The organism is Paenibacillus humicus NBRC 102415, from assembly GCF_004000905.1.
GTDB classification, from domain to species: Bacteria; Bacillota; Bacilli; order Paenibacillales; family Paenibacillaceae; genus Paenibacillus_O; species Paenibacillus_O humicus.
In genome coordinates this window covers 155,786-182,292 of sequence record NZ_BIMD01000003.1, presented here as the reverse complement: position 1 = coordinate 182,292, position 26,507 = coordinate 155,786, and the positions used below count along the sequence as shown (strand labels likewise).

Sequence of the window (26,507 nt, the reverse complement as noted above, 5' to 3'; positions counted from 1 at the left end):
ATTGTGAGGTGAACAGAGATGGCAAGGCTGACATCAGTCATTAGTCTGCGTGACAATTATTCCGCTGTCATGCAGCGGGTGAAGAAGAACACTGATACGTTCAACCGATCGGTCCAAACGGTAAAAAAACAATTGGATGCCGAGGCTAAGAAACAACGGCAGATTCGCATCAACAATTCACCAGCCATGAAGGCAATCAAGGCGGTGGAACAGCGCACCAAGGCGATCCGTAATGCGGCCGTCGTTGTAACGGCTCACGCACAGCGCTTTAGCACCCAAATCAAACCGGCGGTCAATACCCTCAAGTGGATGACAAAAGCTCCGTTTAAAGTGACTGTCAAGGCAGTCGACTTGGCATCCAGCGGTTTTCGCGGACTCCGAAGTATGCTTGACATGCTTAAGAAACCCTTGCTTATAGGTGGCGTTGCTGCTGGTGCTGTAGGAGCGGCAGGGATTGCCCTTATCAAGCAGAGTCTCAGTGGGGCTTCTATGCTGGAGCGGCAGATGATCTCCATGACTCACTTCCTTGGCGTCAATAACCCCAAGCAGGGTAAATCATGGGCAGGGCAGGAAGCGCAGCGATTCATTGCTGATCTCCGGAAGAATGCGGATATCACCCCGTTTGATACGGACGAAGTCATTTCGACGGGCACCAGGGCGCTCGGTATAGCTGGGGGCAAAACCAAGCCTGCTATGAGCCTTCTGAGGCTTGCTGAGGATATGACGGCTCTTACCCCTGGCAAGACTCTCAGCGACTCTATTGAAGCCCTTGCTGACCTAGCCACTGGCGAGACGGAGCGGATGAAGGAGTTTGGATTTAAAATCAGCCAAGCGCAAATCAAGGCTTCTGGCGGAGACTGGTCCAAGCTTAAAAACGGATCGGGGATCGGGCTGACGCAGATGTTCCGTGGCGGCTCCGAAAAGCTCGGGCAATCTGCTTATGGCCTGTGGTCGACAATTACTGGAACAATGGGTTCCGGTGTGACCAACATGGGAACTCGAACTCTTGAATACCTGAAGCCAGAACTTAAACGTTGGGCTAACTATTTGAGTGGTGGTGGCGCAGACAAAATGTTTGAAGCTGGCAGCAAGATGATGGCTTCCATGTTCAAGGGGGTCGTCAATACTGGAAAAAGCATCACCGCATACATTCAGGAACGGTTTATAAACAACAAGAAATTCCGAAACCTCCCGGACACAGAGTCTAAAGTGAAGTTTATTTTTACGGAGCTGAAAACTCTGTTTGATGGTTGGTACGAAAAATCCGGAAAGGCTCAGTTAACAGACATTGGCAGCAAGATTGGAGCAACCTTAGGAGTAGCTTTAGCCGGCAGCCAGCCTCTGATTGAATCAGCCATTACTGCAGGCAGGAAAATAGGACAAGGAATGTGGGAAGGCATCCAAGGGTATATTGCTGACAACCCAACCATGACAGCTGTTTTGGGAGCAGTGTCAGGAGGTATCGCGGGATCATCCTTCGGTCCTTACGGGGCTGCTATTGGAGCGTTAGGCGGCGGCGTGGCAGCTGGGCAAATGGCAAATGAGGCAAATTACAATAAATCCATGTCACTTGCAGATCAGTTGGGTTCAAAACAGGATGGCTGGATTACGAAAAACATGGGCGTATCTCAGAAAGAACTAGAGCGCTTGAAAACCGTGTGGTCTGATGAAGGCTATGTAAAATACGAGAGAAAGCTAAATCAAGCACTGAGCGAAAAGACCGGAATGTCAGCAGATGAGCTAAGGAAACTTTCCACAGGCGGAAACAAGGACATGCAGAAGTATCTCGAGCTAATGAATTCTGCTGGGTTTGCTTATGGAATTCAACGTGTCCCCCGGAATGGGTTCCCGGCCATATTGCACGAAGGTGAGCAGGTCTTGACGGCACAAGAGGCCAATCAAAATCGCGGTTCCGGAGGGGCTTCTCAACAATTCATTTTCCAATTTCCCGGAGCAGTTGTACGAGAAGAAGCGGATATCGCAAGACTGGCGCAAGAATTTAGAACCATCATGGAGCAAGTCAGTTTGAACGGAGGATAGGCATGCCGATTGATGTAGTTTTGTCGTATAACAGCGGTGCGGAGACACTACGGCTGCCGGTGCCGCCGTCGTCTTATGACCTCCAAACCGGAATGGCTCATAACACTGTAACCGTCCACAACCTAGGCGAGGTACTGGCTATGGGCAAGCGGCGGCTGAATAGCGTCACCTTAGAAAGCTATTTCCCCATTCAGGATGATGGTTTGTGCGTTTATAAGGACTTTCCGCCGCCGGTCACTTTCGTCAACACCCTGAACCGCTGGAAGGAGAGTGGTAAGCCTCTGCGCCTTCTCATCACGGCAAGGGGGCTCAACCTGAACCAGGTGATGGTCATTGAATCATTCAACTACGGCCATCGTCCGGGACCTTTGGACGTCTATTTTACATTGTCGTTACGGGAATACCGCTTTGTCACCGCCCAGAAGGGAACGACAACTCCAGCGACAATTGCCTCATCTTCGGCGCATAGCGCCAGCGCGGCACGTACATCGACCAAAACACCGCCGAAGACGTATACGGTCAAAAAGGGCGATACGGGATATCTCATTGCCAAAAGGGTATACGGTAACGGCAGCCGATGGCCGGAAATCAAAAAGAAAAACGGGATTACAGACGACCGCAAGCTGCAGATCGGGCAGGTGTTGAAAATATGATCTCCCTTAAGCACGTTTCCAGAGCTGGTGTGAAGACGGACTTATCGGGCCTCTTCCTACGGCTCTCGTGGTCCGGAGACAAGTCGACGGCTGCCCGATCGGCGACTTTCTCAATTCTGTTTGCCCCTTCGGACCGGAGCATTCCGCGAGTGCCTATGGAGTTAGGTGAGATGATATTCATCTACGATGATGACAGCAAAGAAATCTTCCGGGGCTATCTGTTCAAACAGAGTAAGTCGCTCACCGGGAACAGTATTGAGTACACGGCATATGACGGTCTTAGGTACATGACCCAGTCAAAGGTGAATCGGATCTTCAAGGGTGCGACGGCGGCTGCAGTTGCTCGGACTGTTTGCGCGGAGATTGGAGTTCCGGTCGGTTACCTGGAGGATGCCGGCGGCAGCCAACGGTTCACGGCTCTTAATCGCAGCGCGTATGAGGCCGTCATGATCGGCTACACCGGTGCTTCGAAGACGACAGGACATAAATACATCCCCCGCATGTCCGCAGGCCGACTAAGCGTTATCCGCAAGGGCACCAGAACAGCAGCAGTTATGTTGACGGCGGACACTAACCTGACAGAAGCTTCTTACACGGAGAGCATTGAGGACGCCGTGACGGCTGTCAAAATCGTCGATAAAAATGACAACTATGTTGGCGAGGTGACGGCAACCGATAACTTAAAACGGTATGGACGGCTCCAGGAGATCTACCAACTGGAAGAAAAAAAGGACCCCCATGCTCCTGCTCTTGCCATGCTGAAAGGAGCGGAAAGGACCGCAAACGTCACCGTCTTCGGTGACGGGCAAGTCGATCTCATAACCGGCAATGCTGTACGAATTAAGGATGAGCTCACCGGCTTGGTGGGCCTTTTTTATATCGATAGTGACGAGCATGTCTGGGAAAACGGTATGCAGACGATCACGCTCACGGTCAATTTTCAAAACCTCATGGATGAGCAGGAAGGAGGAGAAGTGGACAGTGGATCCAGCAAAACGAGCAGTAGCGGCGCCGGGAGTACGGGATATAGCCTGGATAACTTCGTATATCCGTGAGGTCGCAAAGCAGGAAGCGGAGCGAACCGGTGCGTCTCTCGGGATCGTGACCAGCACATGGCCTTCCACGATCACCGTACTTTCCTCCGATCTCACACTTGAGGCGGATGACCTCTATATCCCGCCAAACTGGACGCATCAAAACGGCGAGCAAGTCGTGCTGCAGCCTGTCGCAGGGCGTTGGGCAGTGACGAGGGTGGTGCCTGCCGATGGCTGACAGCCCGTTCCCTTTTATTGATGGAGTCACCGAGGATACAGCCGCGTCTGCGGTGGACAGCGCTGCACAGAAGGAACTCCCTCTCTGGATAGAGTACGCATGGGATTTTGCCGTAAACGACTTCAAACTTGTCGACGGGGATCCGGTTCGGTTGGAAGGATTGCCTGCGCTTGAAATCTGGATTTACAAGACCCTGCGGACTGAACGGTTTCGGTATTTGGCCTATAGCTGGAATTACGGTCATGAGTTGGACAACCTTCTCGGTCAACGAAGTGCGCCGGATAAGACAGAGGCGGAAAGATATGTTCGAGAAGCTCTGAACAGTCCTTATATCCTGTCGTTTTCCGATTTCGACATTGACCATTCCGAGGATGTGCTAAAGATCAGCTTTACAGCAGAGACGGTCTACGGTGAGGTGAGAATAAATGGCGACGGACTTTGATTCTATCCTTTCGCGCATGCTCAGCAACGTCCTGGGCGGTGTGGCCAAGGGTGAAGGGACCTTTACCTTCGATGCTCTGGCTCCTGTAGCCCTTGAAGTTTCCCAGGCCTATGACGAGATTGAGCGAATTAAGCGGGTGAGAGCAGGCAGCTCGGAGGATGCGACGGAAGAGGAGGTCGATATGATAGCGGCCGAGCAGGGAGTTACGCGCAAGCCGGCCGTGAAGTCGGAAGGCACCGTTCAGCTTTATGGTCCATCCGGAACGAAGATTCCAACAGGCTCTTTTGCGACTACAGAAAGCGGGACGGTCTTTGATATTCAGGGCGCAGCCACTGAAATCCCGGTCTCCGGAACCGTGTCCCTGAAAATCTTGGCACAAGTGGCCGGGGCGTCAGGGAATGTGCCTGCCGGCTCCATATCAAAGAGTTCCATTCCTGGGGTTACGGTGACAAACCTTGAAGAAACCCGCGGCGGAACAGACTTGGAGAGCAAGGAGGCGCTACTGGCCAGAGCGATCGAAAAGCGTGACCAGCCGGCTGTGAGCGGAAATCCGGACCAGTACAAGCAGACGGCAAAGACAGTGCCCGGCATCTTTGATGCTCGGGTTTTTCGTGGTTGGGCCGGAGGGGGGACTGTCAAGGTGGTGCTGATTTCGGTCGACAAGCGGACGCCAGGTGCTTCGGCTGTCGCGGCAGCTGATGCGCTCATCCAAGCAATGGCGACCACAGGGTCAGTGCCAACCGTGGTCGGAGTATCAGAACTGTTGGTCGATGTATCTGCCAAGCTGATTCTTGTCGATGGCGGATCATTGGATGAGGCCAGGGTTCAGGTGCAGGAAGCAATCACAGCTTATCTCAAGGCATTGGCATTTACGGAAACGGTCGTCAAGCTGAACAGGATCGGGGAGGCAATTTTATCCGCCGGGAATGTTTCCGACTATGAGTACGGTTCACTGACAATCAACGGGTCCACCGGGAACCTTCAGCTCCAGCAAGATCAAGTGCCTGTCATGGGAGCACTTAATTTAACCATATGAGGTGATGTAGCATGCCAGGGAAAACTGATTTTCTTGAAAATGCACTTTTGAACCACGTCCTGCGCGGTGTTGTGTACACGCCCCCCGCGGCGCTTTACGTCGGACTGTTCACGTCGGACCCTACAGACGCTGCGACGGGAACAGAAGTTTCCGGCGGCGCCTATGCCCGGCAGGCTGTCACTTTCTCAGCGGCAACGACTGGCAGTTGCAGCAATGCGGCAGACCTTCTGTTCCCGGTCGCTTCGGCGGCATGGGGCACCGTGACTCATTTCGGTGTGTTCGACGCGGCAACGGCCGGGAAGCTCCTATATTACGGATCGCTTACTCCCTCGCAGCCTATAACATCATCGAACCAGCTGAAGCTGCCCGCCGGCACCGTAATCGTAAACGAAGATTGAGGTGATGGCTGATGGCACTTGTAGAGTCTAGTGGCACGGCATCTTGTAGTTCAAGTGCCTCTGCAGCTGCTGTTCTGATCCTCACAGTGGCGGGATCAATTTTTGGGAATGCCGATTGTTCAGCTGCAGCAGTTCTGATCCGAAAGAGTAGCAGCACTTCCTATGGGGCGGCAACAGCTTCGGCGCAGACCGTACGTATTCAAAGTACATCTGGCACTTCAACGGGCCGATCGGTGCTGCCTGATGCGGTGGCAGCTCGGTACATCATCATGGGCGGACAAGCAGACGGGAAAGCGACAGCGGAGGCTTTTGCAACCTCAAGGGATATTTCCCAGGCTCTAAAAGATTTTCTGCCGGGATTCTTGCAGCAGTCTTCTCTATTCTCGGCTGCCCAAAAATTGCAGGTAGCCGAGATTATTCGTCTGCTCGCTATCATTGAGGAGTTTCGGAGGGATATGCTCCCCGGAAAAAATCGAAGACCGCAGCCAATGACAACAATGGCTTTTGAGTCGCTGGTAAATAAGTTCTATGGATGTAAAGTGGATGTCTATCCGGATCAGTATCTCCATAAAACAACAATTCTCAGTAAGCGCGGGGTTCCTGAAAATATAGCCGATATGGAACAGGCAGTTGATCGAGCCTTACCAGCCCATTTGATTCATGAATTCATCTATACATGGCTGCCGTGGAAAGAAGTGCAAGGCGTCAAGTTGACATGGGAAGGAGTCCACGGTTTCAAAAGCTGGGGACCATTCCAGACGGCATTTCTTAGGGGAGGGGAATGAATGCAGCAAAAACGAACAAAAAATCTTGGTCTAGTCAAATGGGATGATGACACTGACGAACTGCACCGTTCGCAATTCACGGAGAACTTCGAAACAATCGACGATCAAGTTAGTAGCTTGTACGGTTCTGCCAACCTCTGGTTTAAGTCTTCCACCGTGACGATCGGTAACCCCGGTTCTTCGGATGCTTACACGAATACGGACTATTTTACGAAGGTCTTCACACGCTTTGCCGTGCAAGGATTAGGTGCCGTCGTATCGACCCTGCATAACTTGGACAGCGAGACCGGATCGACCTTTCAACATCACACAGCCCAGCAGATTCAGAGCATTCTCAACATAGCCAAAGTAAAAGGCGTCAAGCTCTGGATGCTGAAGCCTCATATCGTTCTCAATTGGTCGGACGGATTCAGCCGGGGGCGCTATGATCCGGTGGATGTGCCACTGCACTTCGCAAACTGGACTCAGGAACTGCTCTTCGTCGCGCAGCTATGCCGGACAAACAACATCCCGTGGCTCTGCATCGAATGTGAGCATTACAAGCTGACAAGCGAAAACCTCTATTACTCCTACTGGCTTCAGTTGGTCAATACCATCCGGGCGGCTTATCCCGAACTCAAGCTCACGGTTGCAATGATGGGTTCCGAGCTTCGCGACACGACGCTCAAACTGCAAGCCGACCGGGCAGCGCGTTCAGTTGTCCATCTGGTCGATGCGATCGGCGCTAACATTTATGCGACATACTTTTATGAACCATACGCTATCGTGAATGGTAAGCCTACCGTCACGGTCGAAGATGTAGCCCGCGGCTTCCGCCGAACGTGGAGTGGATGGAGTCCTTATGACTTGCTGGTCGACATGAACCAATTGACTGGGAAACCGATTCTCATCACAGAGTTCGGCTGCATGCCGAAGGACGACGGACTGACGCAGCTCTTTGCTACGGGAGCGACGAACTACGATGTTCAGGCGCTGCTGTTTCAAGCTTACTTCGAGACGGTCGTTACGATCCCGTTCATCAAGGGGTTCGCAATCTGGCATGCTCATTCGCCGTTCCAATATTTCGACTACGAGGGCCAGACGATCTATCCAGGCGAAAAGGTCATCATTGACTATGTCAGCAGCGGGAGGATTTGATCATGGAGAAAATACTGACGAACTTGAATCATGCGCGTGACGACGACGCACACCCGGAACTGGCAATGCAGAAGATGTTCACAGTAAAGAACGGCAACCTGACGAATCCGAACCAGTGGGTTAAGCTATTTGAACATGAATTTTACTCGGACCAGTACCTAAAAACTAATCCTTACGGCACGGTCCGGCCGCCGGCATTGAAGAAGGTCATCACGCAATTCCTGTTGAACAGCGCGACGTCTGATTCGGAGTTCTTCAGTGCATTCGTTTCGGTGCGCATCAATGTCTACCACAATGACCAAGACGTCCCGGCAAACAGGTTTGCTGTCGAAGTCGTGCCGCTGGTATCTCAGGCATCGAGCAATCCTAACGGCTATACGGACCTGCTACGGCTATATCAAGAGAGCCTCGGAGGCGGGAAGTATGTCTACCGGCTTTATGTGCGCTACGTGAATCCATACATGCAATGGAGAATCAAGGTGCTGAACACCTCGTTGAATGATACGGCTGTCGCATACGACAAGATGAACCTTCTTATGACCAGGAACGGGTTGTGGGACAAGCCGGAAAGCGAATACCGCATGAACAACGAGTTATGGGGGCTTGCACGGAAGCCGGAAGATTTCACGCTTCTCGAAGAAGCACAGCTGCCGGTCACATCCGGCACAATAAGCTATACATCATCCCGTATCGCAGGCGGCAACGCGAACCGCATCAGCAGCCTTCCGGATCCAGGGCCAAAATATGTCGGACAAATATTTTGGCTTGTGTCGGCAACTCAAAACAGCGAGACGCCGTACTTTTGTTTCCGAAAAGGAACATCGTACTTTTGGCGACCGTTTGTGGATTACGTACCGTCGTCAGAGTACATCTCGGGCCCGGCCGGAACGGCGAGGGGGTACTACATTCAGACAGACGGTAACCGAAGAGCAGGATTTCGGGCGGAAGATGATCCCGAACAAGGAAATGATTCAGGTTCGACAATCGCAATTGTAATCATGCACGACGACGGATCAGTGAGCTTTCAGCCGATCCTCATGAAGCGCGACACCAAAGAAACGATTATTAATGCCGGGCCATTCGTCGTCGCTGGAATCTGGTCGAAGCCAATGAAAATGGGCCGATGGTGGATGTGGATCAACGATGATGGCAGCAAATACCGCAAGTTGGACACTATGCCAGTTGGTCCGGTAGACGGCGTTCCTTGGTAAACGAATGGGAGGGATGAAATGGGATTCATTCAAAGTTTGACCCTAGACAGTGGTCTCGATGTTCCAAAAGCATATATCAGGGCGGTGGCTATTAGCGGAACGGTGGCAGAACTAGAGGTAAAAGTATTCTACTATGCGAGCAAGGCAGCTCGTCTCGACGGTAAGCCGGCATTCCAAGTAAGGACATTTCGATTCGCTCCATCGGTCGCCCCGGGATCAACGAACTACCATAGGCAATTTTACGAGTGGGCAAAGGGCATTGAAGAGTTCGCCAGCGCTGTGGATGATCTTGAACCTTAGAAGAGAGAGAAGGTGAGCCGGGGTGCCGGAGTCGGATCACATGCAATTGATGAGCACGATCATGGAAATGAGAGTCGATATTGGCAAGATTTCAACCCGTCTCGAGAAACTGGATGATTTTAATCGATCGCTCGAGGATTTTAGAGGGCAGTTGAAAGAGATACACCGGCGCTCCGAGGAAGTGGACAAACTGGCGGTGGCCGCCTTAGAAAGCACCAAGTCGGCACACAAACGGTTGAATGCAATTTCAAAAGTTTCATACTGGTTACTCACGGCGATCGGCGGAGCGGTCGTCGTTTTTGTTGTCGGCTTTGCCCTCAAGGGTGGATTCTATATCAAGTAAGGGGAGATGATCTAATGGAATGGGCAGCAATTCAAGCTATGATTCCTCCGGAGTTGGCCGGCGTGCTTACCGTGTGCTGGGTGGCGGGGTATGTACTCAAGCGGACGCCGCGGGTGCCAGACTGGTCGATCGTCTACGTCGTTACGGCCGTTGCAATCCTGATGACATGTCTGCTGTTGGGGCCGACGGCCGAGAGCCTAATCCAAGGCGTCCTGTGCGGCGCAGTGTCGGTTTATGGGCATCAGCTTGTCAGGCAGACGAGCAAGGCTGTAAATGGGGAGGGCGGCGGCGATGGACAGCAATAAATATCAGATCGAGCGGCGCTACATCAACAAGCGCTCTAACGTCAGGCCAGGCATCCGGCTAGTAACCGGTGGCCCGGCCTTTTTAGTCGCCCACGATACCGGGAACCCCGGAGCTTCCGCCGAAAACCATTTCTCTTATTTCAATACGCAAACAGACAGGACGGCATCCGCACAGGTCTTCATCGACGACAAACAAATCCTTGAAATAATCCCGGCCGGCACCGGTCCGGATCCGGCAGAACAGGCTTTTCACGTCATCCGCAATGTAACCACGGACAACGAGTTGTTTGGCTACGATGCTAACCATGCCGCCCTGGGCATCGAACTATGCTACGGCGGCAAGATCGACTTCGCAGCGGCTTACACGCGGCTCGTCTGGTACCTTGCGATATGCTGCACTAAATGGGGTAAGACGCCATCGACTCACATCGTCAGTCATAAGCAGTTGGACCCGGCCCGCAAGTCGGACATCGACCAGGCACTTGCGGCCGGCGGCAAGACACTCGGCGACCTGATCCGGGACGTGACGGCTGAGATGGCGACTCAGGTCCGGCCGGTGCCGGCGGCGGCCAAACTGCAGGCAGACATCTGCGATCATGTCATCGTCTCCTACATCCAGCCGGCGCGGCACGCGGCGCTGCAGCAGGGGCTGCGCGAGGAGGCTGGACACTTCGAGCGTCTGGCGGCCAACGTTCGCGCCGCGGCGGCGGGAGCCGGACTGTCCAAGAGCACGCCCAGGAGATCATCTTCAACTGGCTCTCGCCGGCATGGCTCAAAGCTAAAGCTGAGGGCAGAGACCCGAGCAAATATAATCAAATGGCAAATGCACTCCGGACGTGTGCTGGTATCCCACTGAACTAAAAAGGAGGTCGAGGCTTTATGGATATGAAGACGCTAAAGCTACCTGTCGATTTCAGATGGGCTGGAGAAATGAGTCGGGCGGCAACCGAAGCGCTGGAACTGCTCAGTCAGTTACAGAACAAGATAGAGGAGATCAAAACATTCAAGAGCGGGCGCAAGCTTGATTAATTAAAAGCCTAGCTTTTTGGCTGCATACTCTTGGACTGCTGAATCCTGCATGTTTTCCCAAGAATCAAATTGAGTATGCTTACCGATGTGTTGGTCAAATACATCATCCGGAATAGCTTCGAAATCTTCTGCACTGTTGACTTCGAAGCCTCCGGCTTCCAGCAATTCTTCAAAAGATGAAAAGTTGGTGTGCTCTATCATGAAGGAAGGAGGGAAGAGTTCCTCAAACGTTACCTCGCGTCTTCCTTCAAGCTCTTTTGCTTGCCGCTGCATCTCGGCCAATGCCTTTTGAAATTCGTCCAATCCATCAATTTTTATACCAACCAGCTCCTCTATTTGCTTACGCCCGCATATTCATTAAACACCAATATTTGGAATTGGAAAAGCATAAGACTTTTCTGTAAAGCAAATCCCCCACTGGCCTCCGCGGCTGGTGGGGGATTTTTTTCGTTATTCTAGATTGACTGTGCCATTTTTGTAAGTGCCAATAACATAATTTTGGATGGTCACCTTATACGTCCTGGCATCCCAATCGCCATCCAAATTATAGTTTCCGTAAACAGGTTTTATTACATCCATTATTGCAATTATCTTGTCCTTCAACTCTTCAGCTTGAAGATCAAACTTTCCTTGCCCTTTGTACGCGAGCGCAACAGATGGTTGTAGTGAAATGTCGATGTAGCTTAAGTTTGAATTCATAAGAACTCTATTAACGATGAAATCATCAGTTACTGCCGCTTTTTCCACAGCATGTTGGAACGCCAGAACATTTACTTGTTCTTCAATTTCACTCATAGCAGGCTGAGGCTGAGCATGTGAAATGACTATAATTAGTGAAATCACTCCAAGACAAAAAGCAACGCTAGAAAGAATCAATGACACAATCCCGACTTTGGATATTGCCCTTTTACCTAGTTGCCACTCATTACCAGTATCCGCCATATTTATCATAGATCCTCTCCCCTTCCCTTCCTAAGGATAGAATATACGAAATGTATCTATCTATGATACAGAATTTTCACATCCAGAAATCTTTGGGCTGTGCGCTCTTTCCCGTAAGCCGTCGAGCTGCTTCAACCAGGATCTTTTGCACACTTCTTGTCGGCTTATATCCTTCCTCGCTGCATGCCCGCGACACCGTTCCAGGGTTCAACCCTGTTTCTTCGCGGATTCTCTCCTGTTTGACTCCGTGTTTATCCAAGAAAGCTCCATAATCGGTTCGCTTTTTCCCTATTCCGGTCATGTGATTCAGGCCTTTCTGTCTATTTCGTATTCCTAATATGGCCGAGTCTACAAAATTTTATACCCGTCCCTATTTGGAATTCAGTAAATATGCCCGAGCCCTCTCCATAGGCTATTGACATATCATGTAGCGCCACTGGTGACGCTAACCGTTCGACGTAGAACGGTTTGTAGGGCTACCAGTAGCGCCAGAAGGAGATGACAGCATGAGTATCATTGGCATCGACGCCGGCGGCAGCTCGGTTAAGCTGTACGACGGTCGGCAGTTCAAACAGTTCCCCTCCCCCATCGGTTATGACTGGCGGGAACGAAATCTTCAGCAAACCCACGGTGAGCATGACTTCGAATGGGAGTACGGCGGGCAGCGCGGTTTTGCTGGGACTCTGGCGATGTATGAAAGCGAGTTGGCGGAAAGCACCAAGGGCGATTCGAAGGCACATCCGGATGCTCGCCTGCGCGTCCTGATCGCACTTCACCAGTATGCACCTGGATCGGAGCATCAGATCGTCGTGGGGCAGCCCATCCGAACGCATACGCCGGAGCAAAAGCTTCAGATCAAGGAGATGCTGCAGGGCCGGCACGAGATCACCATCAACGGGGAGCGGCGAGTCATTGTCATCCGCCGATGCGAAGTGGCGGCCGAAGGAGCGGCAGCTGGCCTCCTTGTTCCTAGCCTCGGTATTGTGCGGGTGATTGATATCGGGAGTGGCACGGTCAACCTCGGCACGCTGCAGGACCGGCGCTTCGTCGATCGAGCGAGCGATACGCTGGTGAACGGCATGGAGACGCTGCGAAATCCGGATCCAGTTGCTTTTGCACGGGCTATCATTGCGCATGCTATCCGCTTGAAGTGGAGAGGTAACGACGTCGTTACCTTGTGCGGCGGTGGAGCTGAAGCATTGCTACCCGACATCAGGATGCATTTCACGTCCGCGCAGCTGCTCAAGCCCGGCATGAATCTCTATGCAAACGTCGAGGCGTTCCATCTGATAGCAAAGGGGCTGTATGGAGGTGTCCAGTAGACGTATTGAAAAAATCCCTGTCTACTTCAGCCAGGACGATCCCGATCAGGTCGCTCTTTTCAAATGGGTGCAGACGAAGAAAAACCGCTCGGGCTACCTCAAGCGGCTGATTCAGCGGGATATGGATGCTTCATCCCCATTGGGGACGACTGCCCCTATTGGTTCAAAAGTTGCGACGTCTCAATTGAACCATACGACGCCGTATAGTTTGGACGCCCAGACGTCTGGACACTTCCCAACGTCGGGAAGTTTGGGCTTTGACGCGGCGGGATTTATCTAAACCGTGCGACGTCGCACCTTTTGGAATTCACCGGCGTCGGTGAATTCGTCGATGTTCGATATTCCTGCCCTAAGGAAAATCTTCCTGAGGGTTCAGCGCTTCGGCAAAATTTTGCACAAACGACTTTCAGGAAATATTTGCTGAAAGATAGAAAAAACCGCCATGGGCAGAGTCCGGTTAGGGCGCTGCGGGCGGTTTACCCTCAGCATATGCGGCAGGATTGGAAAAGATGCCAGTACATCACGATTTGTGAGGAGGATATTTTATGGCGACTCTAACCATGCGGCCGACCGGATACCGGATTGACCTGCGCCCGGCAGCGGCGGTTGCTCTGCCGGAGCCGACAAGGCGCCTGCTCATTGAGAGACTTCAGGCCGGCGCAACGATCGTTGTCGAGCACGTCGAGCGGCACAAGTTGATCTACCGTGTCGGGGCGATTACCATCATGGTGCTGCTCGGAGCCGGTGGGCTGGAACACGCATTCGCTTCGGCAGGGGACGGCACGGGGCTTGACGTAGGAGCTCAGCGGTTATACCACAAGTTGGTGAGCATCGGTAAGTGGGTCATCATCATCAAGGCGGCCTTTGACTGCATCAGCAACACGGTCCAGGGAGACTTCGTTGCAGCCCGCAAGTCGGCCCTCGCTTTTATCTTGGTCTACGGCATTCTTTTGGGGCTTCCGTGGGCATTCGGCCAAGTGGAGACGATCTTCGAAGGGATGGGATGACGATGCCCATGAAATTCCGTGTTTCATCCGAATACGGCGTCCTCGAGGAGATCCGCGGCGGCCGGGAGCACCATGGTGTCGATCTGGCAATGCCGCAGGGGACGGAGCTGCACAGTATCACGTCCGGCACCGTGGAGCGGGTCGTCAATCATGGGGCCGACAACATCGGCCGCGGCGTCATTGTCCGGACAGATAGCGGCGAGCTGCACGTATACGGCCACATGGACAGCGTCGCGGTGCATGCCGGCGAGCGGGTATTCCCCGGCGAGCTCCTTGGCATGAGCGGCAACACCGGACACAGCAGCGGTCCACATCTCCACTTTGGGCTGATCAAGGATGGCGGCTTTGCTGATCCGACTGGCCTGATCCCGGACCTGCAGCGGTATAGCGGGGAAATTGCCGGACCGTCCATTCTCGGCATCAAGGGGCCGGCGGGCTGGGTGGCTGACAAGGTCGTGGATCATGCTGCGGAGCATGTCGCGCACGGCGCCCGCGAGCACATTATTCACTGGCTCAGCGAGGCCGCAGGCGTGCTCGTCGACCTGAGCTATGGCATCGGCCTGATCGGCTGCAGCGTCCTGATCATCCTGGGCGCGCTGGGGTTACGAGACGGCTACCGCTGGTCGGGGCTGGTCTTCGGGGCTTACTCTCTTATCCGACTGCTCGGAGGAGGGCTGAGCCGATGAAAGGCATTCCATTTACGCAGCTGCTGCAGATCGTGAAGCCAGAATATGCTTACCTGCGGATCAAGCCCAACAATGCCGTCCGCAACCAGGGCACGCACAAGATCGCCCGCGCCATCGCCGCACTCTACAAGGGTGCCTTGGCCAACATCAAGGCAGAGGAGCAGCGCGTCATCAAGGCACTCGGTCGGGAGTTCATTATCGGCACCCGGTACAGTTGGACGCTGCCGGCAAAGGTCTCCTATTACATCTACATGGAGCAGCGCAAGGTCGAGTTCTTCTTCATCGTGCCTCGAGCGCACTTGGCCTATCTGCGCGAGAAGATGTCGGACGTATGGGGTCAGGTGACGATCGAGGAGGTGGAGGAGCTGCCGGCAATCGGTCCGGCGGCCACACGTTACGAGCTCGTGTACGAGAAGGAGGACGCCTTGAGCCTTGCCGTCGACCGGCGGAGCAACGACCTCCTGAACAGCAACCTCAACGCCGTGGAGCTGCTGGAGGAAGGGGACCGTCTCGGGGTCTTCTACAACTTCCTGCCCGGCAGCCAGCTTTCGTGGAGACACCTATACAGGGCCACGATCGACAAGGTAAACCGCCGGCTGCCGGTCGAGCGGAATAAGCTGGGGACTGCCTACGCGCTCAAGTACCTGCTGGCTGCCGGGAACGTCATCTTCAAGGAGATCGGCGAGGCGCTCGGTAGCGGCCGTAAGACGTCCGGAGCGTCCGGGGGCGGCGACTATATGGACGCGCTGCTCGATCGGCTCAACGGGGCGCGTAGGGGGGTGTCGGAGAGCACGAGCAAAAAGGCCGCGGCAACCGTCCTCGACACGCAGATTGTGGTCATGGCCGAGAGCGCGGACGGTATGCGGCAGCGCAACGCGGCTCGGAGCCTGGCGCAGTCCTTTGACACGGTCTCCGAGGACAACCGGCTGCAGTATCGACCATACCGGCGGCAGCTCGACATGACAGCCCGGGACATCCGAGCCAGCCGCAACAAGATCGGTGACGAGGAGGCTCAAAACTTTATCGCTCTGGCCGGCCGCGACGTCCTCGAGCGCTATAACTTTATCGAGCGCGTCGAGACGCAGGAAACCGAGGTGCCAGAGGATCTCAAGGCAGGGGTCATGTGCATCGGCACCAACACCTATAGAGGGCATGCACAAGCCGCTTACCTATCCACAGACAGGGAGTTTCGCAATCTGACGACCGTCATCATCGGACCTACTCGGGCGGGCAAATCTAACCTCATCGGCAACCTCTGCCGGGATGCGATCAACGGCGGCGAATGCGTCATCATCTTTGACTTCGTTGGTCAATGCGAATTGTCACGAGAGGTGGCCGCCGCAATCCCCATGGGCAAGACACTGGTTATTGAGTGCGGCGATCCGCGTAAGCTACAGGGCATGGGATACAACGAGGTCGGCCGGAGCACTGATCCTTTTGAGCAATACGACAACGCCAAAAAGCAGACGACGCAGCTGCTGACGCTGGTCAACTCGATCAATGCTGAGGAGACCAAACTGTCGGCTAAAATGCAACGATACCTCGTCAGCGCGTCTCTGGTCGCCTTTATGGTCGGCGGCAGCATCAGGAGCGTATTTGACTGCCTGCAGGATCACGAGACCCGACATAAGCTGATCAAGGCCGTGCCGTTGCTGCAGCGTGACAACCTCAAAAAGTACATCCGATCGCTCCTCGAGCTCGACGACAAGGATAAGGCCGGCGAGGTCATCGGCACCAAGGAGACGTACATCGTCGGGATCATCGACCGTCTCAACCAGCTCGAGCAAAATGCCTACATGGAGCGCATGCTCGACAAGGGCACAGCCGGCAACGTCAATCTTGTGGAGGAGATGCAAAAGAACCAACTGATCTGCATCCGCATGCCGTCCGACATGTTTGGGACCGACAGCGAGCGGGACGTCTATACGACCTACTGGAGCACCAAGATCTGGCTCGCTCTGCAGATGCGCAGCAAGCGGCTGGGTGGCGACCGCGACAAGATGACCAAGGTCAACCTGATCGTCGATGAGCTCTATCAGGTGCAGCACACAGAGCAGTTCATGCGTTCGAAGCTGAGCCAGTACGCCAAGTTTGGGCTCAAGCCGATCATCAGCGCCCACTATCTCAACCAGATCAAGCATATCCGCGAGGAGTTGCGGTCGGCCAATGCCTCCTACCTGCTGATCAGCGGTTGTGACAAAAAGAATTTCCTCGAGCTCTCGTCGGAGCTGCTCCCCTACACAGAAGAAGACCTCCTCAAGCTGCCGCGCTACCACTCGCTCAACCTCATCAAGCATAAGGACGGATACGCTCGCTTTATTACTCATCTTCCGGGGGTGCTGAAATAGAGAACAAAACGTATCAAAAAGTATGGATCAGCAGTGCTATACTGGATACAGGCAGGGCCGGCGCAGATGAGCGTCGGCTTTTTTCTGTACCCAGTTAAACAAAAAAAAGAACCTATCCGATAAAACGGATAAGCTCATTTTTTAAGCTATGGCTTAAAAACATAGCTGTCAGGGACCGCTGAAATTCAGCGGGTATACCTGCTACTAGACATTCGGAGGATGTACAAATCAGTAACTCGACAATCCAAAATATCGGCGCTGTTGATTGCGAATTCTAGTGACATCGTCTCCTTGCCCTTAATCAGACCTGTGATATAGGCAGGAGTAACCTCCATTTTACGGGCAAATTCTGACCTGGTAAGGCCTGCCTCTTTTAGTCGACTCAGTAGCAGGCATTCCCCCAACAGGAATGCCATATTTTTCTCCTTTGTATTTATTTACATGCATGCAGGGCTTGGAATAATGATTCACATTAATGTCGAAAGTGTTCGCATTTTCTGATATACTGATCTTAGTCAAGTTGATAATATTATCCAAGAGACATCAAGGGGTGAAAAGTCATATCGGCAAAACTGATCGTCGATTTGAAAAAGCTGCAAGAACTATTGGGCATCAAGAACCTTATCGAAATTACTAAGGGTTCTTCCGGTACAGACGTTCCGATCGTACAGCAGCAACCATCCGCTTAAATTCCTCTTCTGTCACTTCTTGACCATCAATCTCAAAGATAAATCTATTTTTAATTTCTTCGTCCGTGGACAAATCAATGGCAGTAAGAAACTCCCGCTCATTTTCATATGGGTCGGGAGTTTCTTTGTTGTCGGTATGCCCCAAAATATAATCAGTAGTTGTTCCATAGAACTTCGCAAGCACTAATAGTTCTTCCTTTTTTGGTAAGGCGCGCCCTATCTCGTGATTAGATACGCTAGCGCGATCCAGACCCAATATCCCCGCAATATCCGCTTGAGTTTTCCCTTTTTGCAATCGTAACTCTTTTAAACGTTTCCCTACTTCTTTTCTTAGTTGATCTTTAGTTTTAAGTTCCTTTGACAAAACAAATACACCGTCCCCGAAAAAAAGTTTGCAAGAGTGGTTGACGTGTACTTTTTGCACATGCTATTATTTGGATGTGCAAAAGATGCACGCGCATTCATATCATATGCATATGAAAGGAGGTTTATACATTGTCCAGACGAAAAGCGGATGCTCGCGTTATCGTGAAACGCACTATCTTTCAAGAGCTTCGCCATCATAAGGGCAAGTCTCAACGCGGCATGGGTACTGACTTGGATGTTAGTGAGAGCTTTATTCGTAGCATTGAAAATGGTCGCTGCAACCCAGAACTCAAGTTTGCTTTCCGTCTTGCAACTTACTTGGGCACCACAGTGGACAGACTGTTTGGTGACCTGGCCGATTAATACTTTCTTTGGCATCACTACAGTGTGCATTTAATGCACGCCCTCAGTTGTCCTCATTATAAAGTGTCCATTATATGCACGCAATGAGAACAGATGCGAACAGTCCGTAAATTTTCATAAAATATGGCAAAATGATCAGCTGGAACGGCAATTATTGTAGTCCGAAAGTCCTTTGTTTTGTCGAAATTAGCAGTGGAGAGGATGGTGCAGCAAGTCTTGAGCAATCAACTCCTATCAACTGATTTGAATGTCATCACCGCAGAAATCAACAGCTACAAGCAAGTAGCCGGCCAGTCGATCTTTGAAATCGGCAAGCGGCTCAAGCATGTAAGGGATAATGATTTAGCTCCGGGCAGTTTCAAATCATGGGCAAAAGATCATTGCCAGTTCGATGCGTCTACCGCATCTCGCTTCATACAAGCGTTCGAACAGTTAGGAGATGCGACGTCGCATCTGCCAACAGGGAAACTTTTTGAAATGCTCTCACTTCCGGAATCGATCGACCGCGCAGAGTTCATCCAGCAGCCGCACACGATCCCATCAAGCGGTGAATCGAAGAACGTGGACGAAATGACGGTCCGCGAGCTGCGCGAAGTGAAGAAGGCTCTAAAAGAAGCCGAAGCCGACAAGGCAGCAGCTGAAGAAGCCAAGAACGAAGTAGAAAAATCCCTTAAGAAAGCGCGGCAGTCAGTTGCGGAATTGGATGAAGCTCGAATCAGGTTGAACGCTCGTATCCAGCAATTGACCGAAACGCCGTACTCGGAAGAACAACGGAAGAAAATAGACGATCTTTTGAAAGAGCGGAATGATCTATCAGAAAAACTGCGCATCATGCGCGATAGCTATGAAGAAAAGCTCGCATACTTCGACCGCCGAGTGGTCTGGATGAAGGACATGCGGAAGGCAATGAACCGAGCCACAGCGATGCTGATGACCGACCTATCAACGGCCCTTGCAGACTTCATGTCGTTCACCGAGAGCAAGGAAGCAATTGAGATGATGGACCATTTCTTCGCGGAAATAGACAAGGTCTTGGCTGATAAGAAAGCGTGGTATCGCAAGATTCTCAATGACAATGAAATCGAGGTGACCAGGGATGGAGAAGGAACGTTCAACCGAGTTGGACGCACGATCATTATTGACGGAGAATGCGAAACTCAAAAAGGAGAATGAGGATCTTCGCAACCGGATTCCATGCTCGCGAAATCAACTGAAAGCGATCAGAGGTTGTGGGAAAGCGCTGGTCATCAAGACGCTCGGCCCACAGGACTCTGAACCGTATCGCAAGTATTCGCGCAGCATGTTCAGCTGCCTCTGGTACAAGTACAAGCTTCAATTCAGCCTCAATTCGATCACTGAAACAAAAGAGCATCAAGTCGACGAAGGACTCGCATTCATCAATAAATATGAAATCCCTCAGCGCTTCCTCTATCTCAAACCTGCACCACTCTGCCACCTATGCGATGAAAAGCCGGGCACTGTGCCAGCCGATGACGTCCTGATCTGCGACGATTGCTACGGGTTCTTCCTGTGATCGGCATCGCCCCGATCCACCGGCGCCTGGCGGAGCTGACGCACTACTGCCTCGAAAAGGACGGGCAACTGGTCATGACCTCGCAGGAGCGCGATGAGCTGACAATGCTGCTCAAGGCTAACCAATTGCTCATCCGCAAGATGGACGAGTTCAGAAGCCTATCCCTGATCGCCTACGAAGCCGGCGACATGGACTGGCACCAAAACATCTGCAAGCAAATCGATGATCTGGAGGCGACGATGCTGTGAGCAAAAAGGACGAAAAAACCGCCGCTGTGGGGGCGACGGTTGATCGTGTGAGGGAGGACAAACCAGAAGGTACATGCAGCCATGATGGTTGCTCCTACAAAGCAACTGAATGGGCAGATCGACAGCATGTCTGCTTATACCATGCGGCCATGATAGAACCGAATGCTTTCAAGGATCGCTTTGAGGCAGCAAAGGAAAGATCGAATGCGGAATATAGAGCCGCCGTTGATGACTGGATTGAAAAGCTTAGTCGAGGATCGGCACCTCGCCAAGGGTAGCGAAGAAACGCTGCATCAGACGAACAGTAAACTGCTCCGAGTGGATTCTAAGCTCTTCGCTTGTAAGTCTCAGTTTCTCATCGATATCCGGATTTCTATGTTCACCTTCGTTAAACCCGAACAACACTTCGATTTCATCGTACTCATACAGTCGTTTTCTAAGGCGCTCATAGAATTCACTTCGCATTTCCTCTGACAAATCAGCAGCTATTTCTTCAAGGCTTTTACTCAACGTTATCAACTCCTGATTAGAAATCTGTACAAAACCAGATTAACAGATTGGTACTGATCCCCTGTAGGAATACATTCCGACACGATTCGCTAAAGAACCAAATTTCGAGGAGGAAAACAAATTGAAAAAGTACATGCTGACTGAAACGGTTAAAGAATTCTTTGGCGTCAAGCTCTACCAGATCAAGGCTCTGCGTGATATCGAGGAACTGGATGTGGAAGAAGGTGAACTCGGTGGATGGGTCGAGTCGGATCGCAACCTTGATCAAGAAGGCGATGCTTGGGTGTCCGGCGATGCTCAGGTGTCCGGCGATGCTCGGGTGTCCGGCGATGCTCGGGTGTCCGGCGATGCTCGGGTGTCCGGCGATGCTCGGGTGTTCGGCGATGCTCGGGTGTTCGGCAATGCTTGGGTGTCCGGCGATGCTCAGGTGTCCGGCAATGCTCGGGTGTTCGGCGATGCTCAGGTGTCCGGCAATGCTTGGGTGTCCGGCGATGCTCAGGTGTCTGGCAATGCTCGGGTGTTCGGCGATGCTCAGATTCAGAGCCGCAAGAACATCTTCTGGGCTTCCTACGTCGGGTCTGAATCTGGCACGTTGACGGCTTACACGATCAAGACAGGGGAGATCGAAGTCACTCGGGGTTGCTTCCGTGGCACGCTGGGAGAGTTTGAAACTGCGGTACTCGATCGTCACAATGGCAGCCGGCATTCAGCGGAGTATCTCGTGCTTGTGGAATACATCAAGCTGCGCTTCCGCGAGGTGACGGTATCGGTAGAGGAGGATACAGAGGCCACTACACAATGAACCAATTCGCGACCGAATCAACCAAATTTGCTGAGTATCTAAGGGGGCAGGTTAACATGCCATTGCATGCAAGAGCCGATATTGTCAAGCACCTCCAGCAGCTTAAAGCCTACCGCTACTCCGGTGTGATCCTCGAAGCAGCCGAGTGCTGGCTCGACAAAGAGATTGCCGATCTCGAAGCCGACCTGAGAAAGGCAGGGAACGCAGCATGAGCAGTACGCCGGTGAAAGTCCGAGTCGGTGCGCGAATCTCCAACATTCGGAAGCGTCTTGGATGGACCCAAGAAGTTGCCGCTGAGAATATGAAGCTTACCCGTGCCAGCCTAAGCCACTACGAATTGGGACGGAGAGAGCCCGACCTCGAGACGATTGCCGCTATGGCAGACGCACTAAACGTCACGGTGGACTATTTGCTGGATCGGAAGATCGAACGTCAGCGGCTCTTTATGCAATGGCTGGACGAACCCTGCCCGGCGATCCAGGCAGAACTGAAAGCCAAAATCGATGCGCTTGAAGCCCGGTTGAATGGAGAGAAGCAGCATGCTTAGCCTTGACCGCTTTGCACAGGGACTTCCGGATCCGCAGGAGCACCAGCCGGGGCCGATCGACGAGTGCGAGAATCTTGAATGCTCGAAGCCAATCTATGCCGGCCAGAGGATTTGGAAGCATGGGGCCGATCAATACTGCTCGCTGCGATGCTTGGCCGAATCGATCGGCGCATCGGACGTCACAGCACTGTAAAACAAAAATCTAATGTGGGAGTAGTGAAAAATATGAAAGCAACAGGTATTGTCCGTAAAATCGATGAGCTCGGACGAGTCGTTATCCCGATGGAACTCCGCCGGACACTGGAGATCTCCGAAAAGGATCCGCTTGAAATCTTCGTGGACGGCGAAAGCATCATCCTCCGCAAGTACCGCCCAGGCTGCAGCTTCTGTGGAGAAGAGACGGTCGCAAAACGAGTGGGAGAAAAGAACCTCTGCCGCGGTTGCCTGGTTGCTCTTAAAGCTGAGGTAAACACATGACGACAATCCAGTTCGCCCGCCTTCAGCTGCGCAACTTCAAATCCCACAAAGCGCTGTCCGTCAATTTCGCCCCGATCCTCCGCATCACCGGCACCAACGGCGCTGGCAAGTCCACAATTGGCGAAGCCATCACCTGGGTGCTTTACGGCGTCGATCCGCTCGGTAATACGCTCACCAAGCAACTTTCACCAGAGCCTCTCACCTACGATTACGACCGTGTCGAAGCCCATCTCGAACTGTCCGTCGACGGCAAGCCGATCCTGCTCTCCCGGTATATCGAAAAGGGCACAATGAAATACGCCATCAATGAGACGCCGAAGCAAGCGACGGCCTTTAAGGAGCTCACCGAGTCCCTCTTCGACAAATCCTTGTTCCTCTCCCTGTTCAGTCCCGGATATTTCTTCAGCCAGAAATGGGAAGACCAGCGGGCGCAGCTGCTGCGGTATGTGACGGCTCCAGCGCAGAAGGAAGTCCTTGCGGAGCTGCCGAAGCCGCAGGCCGACAAACTCGCTGAGCTGCTCAAAAAAAAGAACCTCGACGATCTGAAGGCCACCCATGCTGACAACAAGAACCGCCAGGACAAAGCGCTCATTGCTGCCAAGGAACGGGTCCGGACGCTCAAGGAGCAGCTGGCGGAGGCACCGGAGGAAGCGAGCGGTGACCAGGCGCAGTATGAGGCGGAGCTGGCCGAGATCGATGCAAAGCTGGCGGCATCGGATGAGCGGCGCCGGCAGGCTGGAGAGGTCAATCGGAAGATAGCCAGGCTGCAGAGTGAGCGAGAAGGATACAAGGCCAGGGCGAATGACGCGGCCGCGCACTTCAAGGAGCTCAAGGAGTCGCCTGTCGAGGACAACTGCGACAAATGCGGCCAAGCTTTGGACGAGCATACGCGGCAGGCTGTCCTTGAGCACAAAGAGCGCGAACTCAGCACTGTAAAGGGGCGGTACAACGAGCTGAAAGGGAAGTTCGCGGAAATCGGGCAGCAACTGGCAGAGCTGAGCGTTGTAGACATCGACCCATCCGAAGATCAAGGTCTGATCCGCCGACGCTCCGCAATCGCCGCAGCCATGAATGCTGCCGGATCTCGGGACCGTCTGGCAGGGCAGCTGCAGCAGGCGGAGGAGCATGAAAAGAATACGCACGAGAGCTATCAGGAATCGGTCTTCATCCTGGACGCGATCAAAGCTTTCAGTGCCAAGGAAGCCGAAATGATGGCCGAGAAAGTTTCCGGCCTGTTCACCACTCTCAAGCCACAGCTGTTCCAGACGAACAAGGGCGACGGCGAGCAGAAGCCATTCTTCGAACTTGAGCAGAACGGCAAGCCATTCCGGAAGCTTTCCCGCGGCGAGCAGGCGGTTGCCGGCTTGGAACTGATCGACGTGCTGAGCCAGCAGAGCGGCGTCATCTGCCCGGTCTTCCTGGACAATGCCGAATCAATCGTCCGGTACAAACAGCCGGCAGGGCAACTGATCGAGTGCCGAGTCGTCGGCGAGCATAACGAAATCCAAATCACGGAGGTTCAAGTATGAAGCCGCAGCAACAATACAAGGTCATCGCCACGGACGCTGGCGCAATGCTCATCGAAGGCCAGACGGTCAAGCCTTACTACGAGGACGATAATGAAATCATTCTCGATATCAAGGGAGCGGCATTCAGCCACCACGTTCGTAAATCCTCGCCGTACTTCACCAACCACTTCCAACCTGCAGGAGGACAATAACCCATGGCAAACACGAAAACGGCCGTCACGGCCCTGAACACTGAAGCACTCGTCGGCAACTTCAATATGACTGAGCTCGCCACCCTGAAAGGCACGATCGCTAAAGGAACCACGGATGAGCAGTTCGCTCTCTTCGTCCAGACCTGCGCCCGCAGCGGCCTCAATCCGTTCCTAAATCAAATCTACTGCATCGTCTACAACGGCAAGGACGGCCCGGTCATGAGCATCCAGATCGCCGTCGAGGGCATTGTCTCTCTCGCCAAGAAGCACCCGCAATACGCCGGCTTTATCGCTCATGAGGTCAAAGAGAACGACGAATTTGAAGTCGACATTGTGACCGGCAAGCCAATCCATCGCATCACGACGATGCAGCGCGGCAAGACGGTCGGCGCCTACTGCGTGGCATACCGCGAGAGCGCGCCGAATGTCACGGTCATCATCACCAACGACCAGGTCGAGCACCTGCTCAAAGGCCGTAACGGAGCCATGTGGAAGGATTATTACGACGACATGATCGTGAAACATGCTATCAAGCGGGCATTCAAGCGGCAGTACGGTGTCGAGGTTGCAGAGGATGAACCAACCAGCAGCGGCGGAAACTCTGCTGACAGCACGCCAGCCTATGAGCGCCGCGACATTACGGCCGAAGTTGAATCCGAGAAGCCTTCATCACCGAAAGCCCTTAAGGATCCGGAGCCGGCAGCAGAAGTCAACGAGATGGCACAAGTCCGTGGCAAAATCAGTACTGCATTCAAACGACTCGGCATCATGGACAAAGAAGCCCAGGCAGCATACATGCAAGCGAACTGCAAGCCGAAGGGCGATAAAGTGACGCTGCCGGAACTGATCGGGCTGCTGAAAATTATGGAGATGGAGATCGAGGAGCTCGAATCGGAGGAAGGTCTGGCCGAGATCGAATAATGGACATCAAGATCCTCGCTACCGGCTCTGACGGCAACTGCGTCTGGATCAGCAATGGTGCCATCAGCATCTTGATTGACTGCGGCCTCCCCAAGACAAAGGTCGAGAAAATCCTACTCGCTGCCGACATTGACCCGACCAAGATCGAAGCTATCTTCGTGACACATGAACATCAGGACCACGCCCGCGGCCTTCCCTTCGCCGACAAGTACAAAATCCCGGTCTACGCCAGTGAGGGCACTCTTAAGGAGCTCGGCCGCCTGGAAACAGGGAAGATCCTCAAATCCTTCATCATCCTCGACGCTTTCAGCACTTCCCATTTATCGATCGCGCCATTCCCCGTCCATCACGATGCCATGGAACCTACCGGCTTCGTCATCCGCGATCAGCATGAAAAAGTCAGCGTGCTGATGGATACCGGCAAGGTCGACGACGCTATGCTCTATGCCATGTCCCACAGCCATCAATACGTATTCGAATGCAACCACGACGAGGACATGCTGGTCAACGGGGATTATCCAGATACGACCAAGGCCCGGATCCTCTCCGACATCGGCCATCTATCCAACCAAGCAGCAGCAGCCGCGCTGGCCCATCTTGTTCAGGGCCGCGGCGAGAGGATCTACCTGACCCACATGTCGAGCAGTAACAATATGCCGGCGCTTGCTCAGGGTGCCGTCAAGAAAGCTCTGCGGCAAAAGGGGCTGCAGGCCGGCAAGCATTATCATCTGGAGGTGTTTTAAGTGGAGATGCGACGAATCAAACAGATTCAGGATCAATGCAGAAATCATCCGTTTTCAGCAACAGCGAATAAAATCGTTGCGGAGTTGATTGAAAGCTATGATAAGGAACTCATTGAGGTAACAGCTGCGGCAGATCGCCTGACTGACAATGTCGCCCAGCTCCAGAAGGAGAGAAAGCGGCTGGAGGATGAGGCTGACGCCTTGAAGGAGCAAAACGATCAGCTACGGCTTAGATGCTTGGTTCAAATCATCGAATTATCGGCTTTTAATGGAGTCGAGAAGGCTCGAGCGATCGACAAGCTCTATCAAACAACTTGAATGGATGAGGTGA

37 protein-coding genes are annotated in these 26,507 nt (G+C 53.0%); 32 read left to right on the top strand and 5 right to left on the bottom strand.

Annotated elements, in window-relative coordinates:
- Positions 1 to 18 precede the first annotated feature (18 nt).
- From PHU01S_RS03830 to PHU01S_RS25595, 14 genes are all read left to right on the top strand, one after another.
- The gene (locus PHU01S_RS03830) at positions 19 to 2,040 is read left to right on the top strand and encodes a hypothetical protein (protein WP_127506232.1); all 2,022 of its coding nucleotides are present in this window, start codon (positions 19 to 21) and stop codon (positions 2,038 to 2,040) included.
- 2 nt (positions 2,041 to 2,042) lie between these two features.
- Positions 2,043 to 2,693 carry a LysM peptidoglycan-binding domain-containing protein gene (locus PHU01S_RS03825; RefSeq protein ID WP_127506230.1) on the top strand — a complete coding sequence of 217 codons (651 nt, stop codon included), beginning with the start codon at positions 2,043 to 2,045 and terminating at the stop codon, positions 2,691 to 2,693.
- Positions 2,618 to 3,748: an XkdQ/YqbQ family protein gene (locus tag PHU01S_RS03820; protein WP_444980854.1), complete on the top strand. Its 1,131-nt coding sequence runs from the start codon at positions 2,618 to 2,620 to the stop codon at positions 3,746 to 3,748. Before PHU01S_RS03825 ends, PHU01S_RS03820 begins: the two co-directional genes overlap by 76 nt.
- Before the next feature lie 209 nt (positions 3,749 to 3,957).
- On the top strand, positions 3,958 to 4,407 hold the full coding sequence (locus tag PHU01S_RS03815) for a DUF2634 domain-containing protein (protein WP_127506225.1): 450 nt from the start codon (positions 3,958 to 3,960) through the stop codon (positions 4,405 to 4,407).
- Entirely contained in the window at positions 4,391 to 5,443 is a 1,053-nt protein-coding gene (locus PHU01S_RS03810; protein ID WP_127506223.1) for a baseplate J/gp47 family protein, read from the top strand. The genes PHU01S_RS03815 and PHU01S_RS03810 overlap by 17 nt, the downstream gene beginning before the upstream one ends.
- A gap of 11 nt (positions 5,444 to 5,454) precedes the next feature.
- The gene (locus PHU01S_RS03805; RefSeq protein ID WP_127506221.1) at positions 5,455 to 5,841 is read left to right on the top strand and encodes a phage tail fiber protein; all 387 of its coding nucleotides are present in this window, start codon (positions 5,455 to 5,457) and stop codon (positions 5,839 to 5,841) included.
- A gap of 11 nt (positions 5,842 to 5,852) precedes the next feature.
- The gene (locus tag PHU01S_RS03800; protein ID WP_127506219.1) at positions 5,853 to 6,626 is read left to right on the top strand and encodes a hypothetical protein; all 774 of its coding nucleotides are present in this window, start codon (positions 5,853 to 5,855) and stop codon (positions 6,624 to 6,626) included.
- Positions 6,627 to 7,763: a glycoside hydrolase family 113 gene (locus PHU01S_RS03795; protein ID WP_127506217.1), complete on the top strand. Its 1,137-nt coding sequence runs from the start codon at positions 6,627 to 6,629 to the stop codon at positions 7,761 to 7,763. It abuts the gene before it with no gap.
- A gap of 2 nt (positions 7,764 to 7,765) precedes the next feature.
- Positions 7,766 to 8,974 carry a hypothetical protein gene (locus tag PHU01S_RS03790; protein ID WP_127506215.1) on the top strand — a complete coding sequence of 403 codons (1,209 nt, stop codon included), beginning with the start codon at positions 7,766 to 7,768 and terminating at the stop codon, positions 8,972 to 8,974.
- An 18-nt stretch (positions 8,975 to 8,992) separates the two neighbouring features.
- Positions 8,993 to 9,274, top strand: a complete 282-nt coding sequence (locus PHU01S_RS03785; protein WP_127506213.1) for a hypothetical protein — start codon at positions 8,993 to 8,995, stop codon at positions 9,272 to 9,274.
- Positions 9,275 to 9,323: 49 nt separating this feature from the next.
- The gene (locus tag PHU01S_RS03780; protein WP_218032408.1) at positions 9,324 to 9,617 is read left to right on the top strand and encodes a hypothetical protein; all 294 of its coding nucleotides are present in this window, start codon (positions 9,324 to 9,326) and stop codon (positions 9,615 to 9,617) included.
- A 62-nt stretch (positions 9,618 to 9,679) separates the two neighbouring features.
- Positions 9,680 to 9,922: a phage holin family protein gene (locus PHU01S_RS03775; RefSeq protein ID WP_307721774.1), complete on the top strand. Its 243-nt coding sequence runs from the start codon at positions 9,680 to 9,682 to the stop codon at positions 9,920 to 9,922.
- A complete protein-coding gene (locus PHU01S_RS03770) occupies positions 9,909 to 10,778 on the top strand; it encodes a peptidoglycan recognition protein family protein (RefSeq protein WP_246029137.1) in 870 nt (289 codons plus the stop codon). Before PHU01S_RS03775 ends, PHU01S_RS03770 begins: the two co-directional genes overlap by 14 nt.
- A 23-nt stretch (positions 10,779 to 10,801) precedes the next feature.
- Positions 10,802 to 10,951 (top strand): hypothetical protein, encoded by a 150-nt coding sequence (locus PHU01S_RS25595; RefSeq protein WP_164762968.1) that lies wholly within the window; start codon positions 10,802 to 10,804, stop codon positions 10,949 to 10,951.
- Here PHU01S_RS25595 and PHU01S_RS03765 read toward each other — a convergent pair whose 3' ends face one another.
- Positions 10,952 to 11,254, bottom strand: a complete 303-nt coding sequence (locus tag PHU01S_RS03765; protein WP_246029136.1) for a hypothetical protein — start codon at positions 11,252 to 11,254, stop codon at positions 10,952 to 10,954. It abuts the gene before it with no gap.
- Between the two features lie 147 nt (positions 11,255 to 11,401).
- Positions 11,402 to 11,902 (bottom strand): hypothetical protein, encoded by a 501-nt coding sequence (locus tag PHU01S_RS03760; protein WP_164762967.1) that lies wholly within the window; start codon positions 11,900 to 11,902, stop codon positions 11,402 to 11,404.
- A 497-nt stretch (positions 11,903 to 12,399) separates the two neighbouring features.
- On the opposite strand from PHU01S_RS03760, the gene PHU01S_RS03755 reads away from it, so the two are divergent.
- The 5 genes from PHU01S_RS03755 to PHU01S_RS03735 all read left to right on the top strand — a co-directional run bounded on the left by PHU01S_RS03755 (position 12,400) and on the right by PHU01S_RS03735 (position 17,256).
- Positions 12,400 to 13,215 carry a ParM/StbA family protein gene (locus PHU01S_RS03755; RefSeq protein WP_127506202.1) on the top strand — a complete coding sequence of 272 codons (816 nt, stop codon included), beginning with the start codon at positions 12,400 to 12,402 and terminating at the stop codon, positions 13,213 to 13,215.
- Complete coding sequence (locus tag PHU01S_RS03750) at positions 13,205 to 13,495, top strand: hypothetical protein (protein WP_127506200.1); 291 nt, start codon at positions 13,205 to 13,207, stop codon at positions 13,493 to 13,495. The genes PHU01S_RS03755 and PHU01S_RS03750 overlap by 11 nt, the downstream gene beginning before the upstream one ends.
- 265 nt (positions 13,496 to 13,760) lie before the next feature.
- Positions 13,761 to 14,222 carry a hypothetical protein gene (locus tag PHU01S_RS03745; RefSeq protein ID WP_127506198.1) on the top strand — a complete coding sequence of 154 codons (462 nt, stop codon included), beginning with the start codon at positions 13,761 to 13,763 and terminating at the stop codon, positions 14,220 to 14,222.
- Positions 14,223 to 14,230: 8 nt separating this feature from the next.
- Positions 14,231 to 14,908 (top strand): M23 family metallopeptidase, encoded by a 678-nt coding sequence (locus PHU01S_RS03740; protein WP_164762966.1) that lies wholly within the window; start codon positions 14,231 to 14,233, stop codon positions 14,906 to 14,908.
- Positions 14,905 to 17,256: a type IV secretory system conjugative DNA transfer family protein gene (locus tag PHU01S_RS03735; RefSeq protein WP_127506194.1), complete on the top strand. Its 2,352-nt coding sequence runs from the start codon at positions 14,905 to 14,907 to the stop codon at positions 17,254 to 17,256. Before PHU01S_RS03740 ends, PHU01S_RS03735 begins: the two co-directional genes overlap by 4 nt.
- Before the next feature lie 185 nt (positions 17,257 to 17,441).
- On the opposite strand, the gene PHU01S_RS27080 is transcribed toward PHU01S_RS03735, so the two are convergent.
- On the bottom strand, positions 17,442 to 17,672 hold the full coding sequence (locus tag PHU01S_RS27080) for a helix-turn-helix transcriptional regulator (protein ID WP_127506192.1): 231 nt from the start codon (positions 17,670 to 17,672) through the stop codon (positions 17,442 to 17,444).
- Positions 17,673 to 17,889: 217 nt separating this feature from the next.
- Complete coding sequence (locus PHU01S_RS03725) at positions 17,890 to 18,309, bottom strand: helix-turn-helix domain-containing protein (RefSeq protein WP_164762965.1); 420 nt, start codon at positions 18,307 to 18,309, stop codon at positions 17,890 to 17,892.
- A gap of 131 nt (positions 18,310 to 18,440) precedes the next feature.
- Between PHU01S_RS03725 and PHU01S_RS26565 the strand changes: the two genes are divergently transcribed.
- The 4 genes from PHU01S_RS26565 (at position 18,441) to PHU01S_RS03705 (ending at position 20,456) form a co-directional block, all read left to right on the top strand.
- A complete protein-coding gene (locus tag PHU01S_RS26565; RefSeq protein WP_127506188.1) occupies positions 18,441 to 18,674 on the top strand; it encodes a helix-turn-helix transcriptional regulator in 234 nt (77 codons plus the stop codon).
- 216 nt (positions 18,675 to 18,890) lie between these two features.
- Positions 18,891 to 19,847, top strand: a complete 957-nt coding sequence (locus tag PHU01S_RS03715; protein WP_246029135.1) for a DUF3102 domain-containing protein — start codon at positions 18,891 to 18,893, stop codon at positions 19,845 to 19,847.
- Positions 19,813 to 20,208 carry an ORF6C domain-containing protein gene (locus tag PHU01S_RS03710; protein ID WP_164762964.1) on the top strand — a complete coding sequence of 132 codons (396 nt, stop codon included), beginning with the start codon at positions 19,813 to 19,815 and terminating at the stop codon, positions 20,206 to 20,208. Before PHU01S_RS03715 ends, PHU01S_RS03710 begins: the two co-directional genes overlap by 35 nt.
- Complete coding sequence (locus PHU01S_RS03705) at positions 20,187 to 20,456, top strand: DUF7667 family protein (RefSeq protein ID WP_218032407.1); 270 nt, start codon at positions 20,187 to 20,189, stop codon at positions 20,454 to 20,456. Before PHU01S_RS03710 ends, PHU01S_RS03705 begins: the two co-directional genes overlap by 22 nt.
- A 246-nt stretch (positions 20,457 to 20,702) precedes the next feature.
- Here the strand turns inward: PHU01S_RS03705 and PHU01S_RS03700 are convergent, their stop codons facing one another.
- Complete coding sequence (locus tag PHU01S_RS03700) at positions 20,703 to 20,966, bottom strand: hypothetical protein (RefSeq protein ID WP_127506180.1); 264 nt, start codon at positions 20,964 to 20,966, stop codon at positions 20,703 to 20,705.
- A gap of 121 nt (positions 20,967 to 21,087) precedes the next feature.
- On the opposite strand from PHU01S_RS03700, the gene PHU01S_RS03695 reads away from it, so the two are divergent.
- The 9 genes from PHU01S_RS03695 to PHU01S_RS03660 all read left to right on the top strand — a co-directional run bounded on the left by PHU01S_RS03695 (position 21,088) and on the right by PHU01S_RS03660 (position 26,494).
- Entirely contained in the window at positions 21,088 to 21,768 is a 681-nt protein-coding gene (locus tag PHU01S_RS03695) for a bactofilin family protein (protein ID WP_164762963.1), read from the top strand.
- A gap of 56 nt (positions 21,769 to 21,824) precedes the next feature.
- Complete coding sequence (locus PHU01S_RS25590; protein ID WP_164762962.1) at positions 21,825 to 21,980, top strand: hypothetical protein; 156 nt, start codon at positions 21,825 to 21,827, stop codon at positions 21,978 to 21,980.
- On the top strand, positions 21,977 to 22,315 hold the full coding sequence (locus PHU01S_RS03690; RefSeq protein WP_127506178.1) for a helix-turn-helix domain-containing protein: 339 nt from the start codon (positions 21,977 to 21,979) through the stop codon (positions 22,313 to 22,315). The genes PHU01S_RS25590 and PHU01S_RS03690 overlap by 4 nt, the downstream gene beginning before the upstream one ends.
- A 225-nt stretch (positions 22,316 to 22,540) precedes the next feature.
- On the top strand, positions 22,541 to 22,792 hold the full coding sequence (locus PHU01S_RS03685) for an AbrB/MazE/SpoVT family DNA-binding domain-containing protein (RefSeq protein WP_127506308.1): 252 nt from the start codon (positions 22,541 to 22,543) through the stop codon (positions 22,790 to 22,792).
- On the top strand, positions 22,789 to 24,321 hold the full coding sequence (locus PHU01S_RS03680; RefSeq protein ID WP_127506176.1) for an AAA family ATPase: 1,533 nt from the start codon (positions 22,789 to 22,791) through the stop codon (positions 24,319 to 24,321). Before PHU01S_RS03685 ends, PHU01S_RS03680 begins: the two co-directional genes overlap by 4 nt.
- Positions 24,318 to 24,512, top strand: a complete 195-nt coding sequence (locus tag PHU01S_RS03675) for a hypothetical protein (RefSeq protein ID WP_127506174.1) — start codon at positions 24,318 to 24,320, stop codon at positions 24,510 to 24,512. The genes PHU01S_RS03680 and PHU01S_RS03675 overlap by 4 nt, the downstream gene beginning before the upstream one ends.
- A 3-nt stretch (positions 24,513 to 24,515) precedes the next feature.
- Positions 24,516 to 25,433: a RecT family recombinase gene (locus PHU01S_RS03670; protein WP_127506172.1), complete on the top strand. Its 918-nt coding sequence runs from the start codon at positions 24,516 to 24,518 to the stop codon at positions 25,431 to 25,433.
- On the top strand, positions 25,433 to 26,176 hold the full coding sequence (locus PHU01S_RS03665) for an MBL fold metallo-hydrolase (protein WP_164762961.1): 744 nt from the start codon (positions 25,433 to 25,435) through the stop codon (positions 26,174 to 26,176). Before PHU01S_RS03670 ends, PHU01S_RS03665 begins: the two co-directional genes overlap by 1 nt.
- Positions 26,177 to 26,494, top strand: coding sequence for a hypothetical protein (locus PHU01S_RS03660; RefSeq protein WP_127506168.1), 318 nt, complete (start codon positions 26,177 to 26,179; stop codon positions 26,492 to 26,494).
- Positions 26,495 to 26,507: the final 13 nt, after the last annotated feature.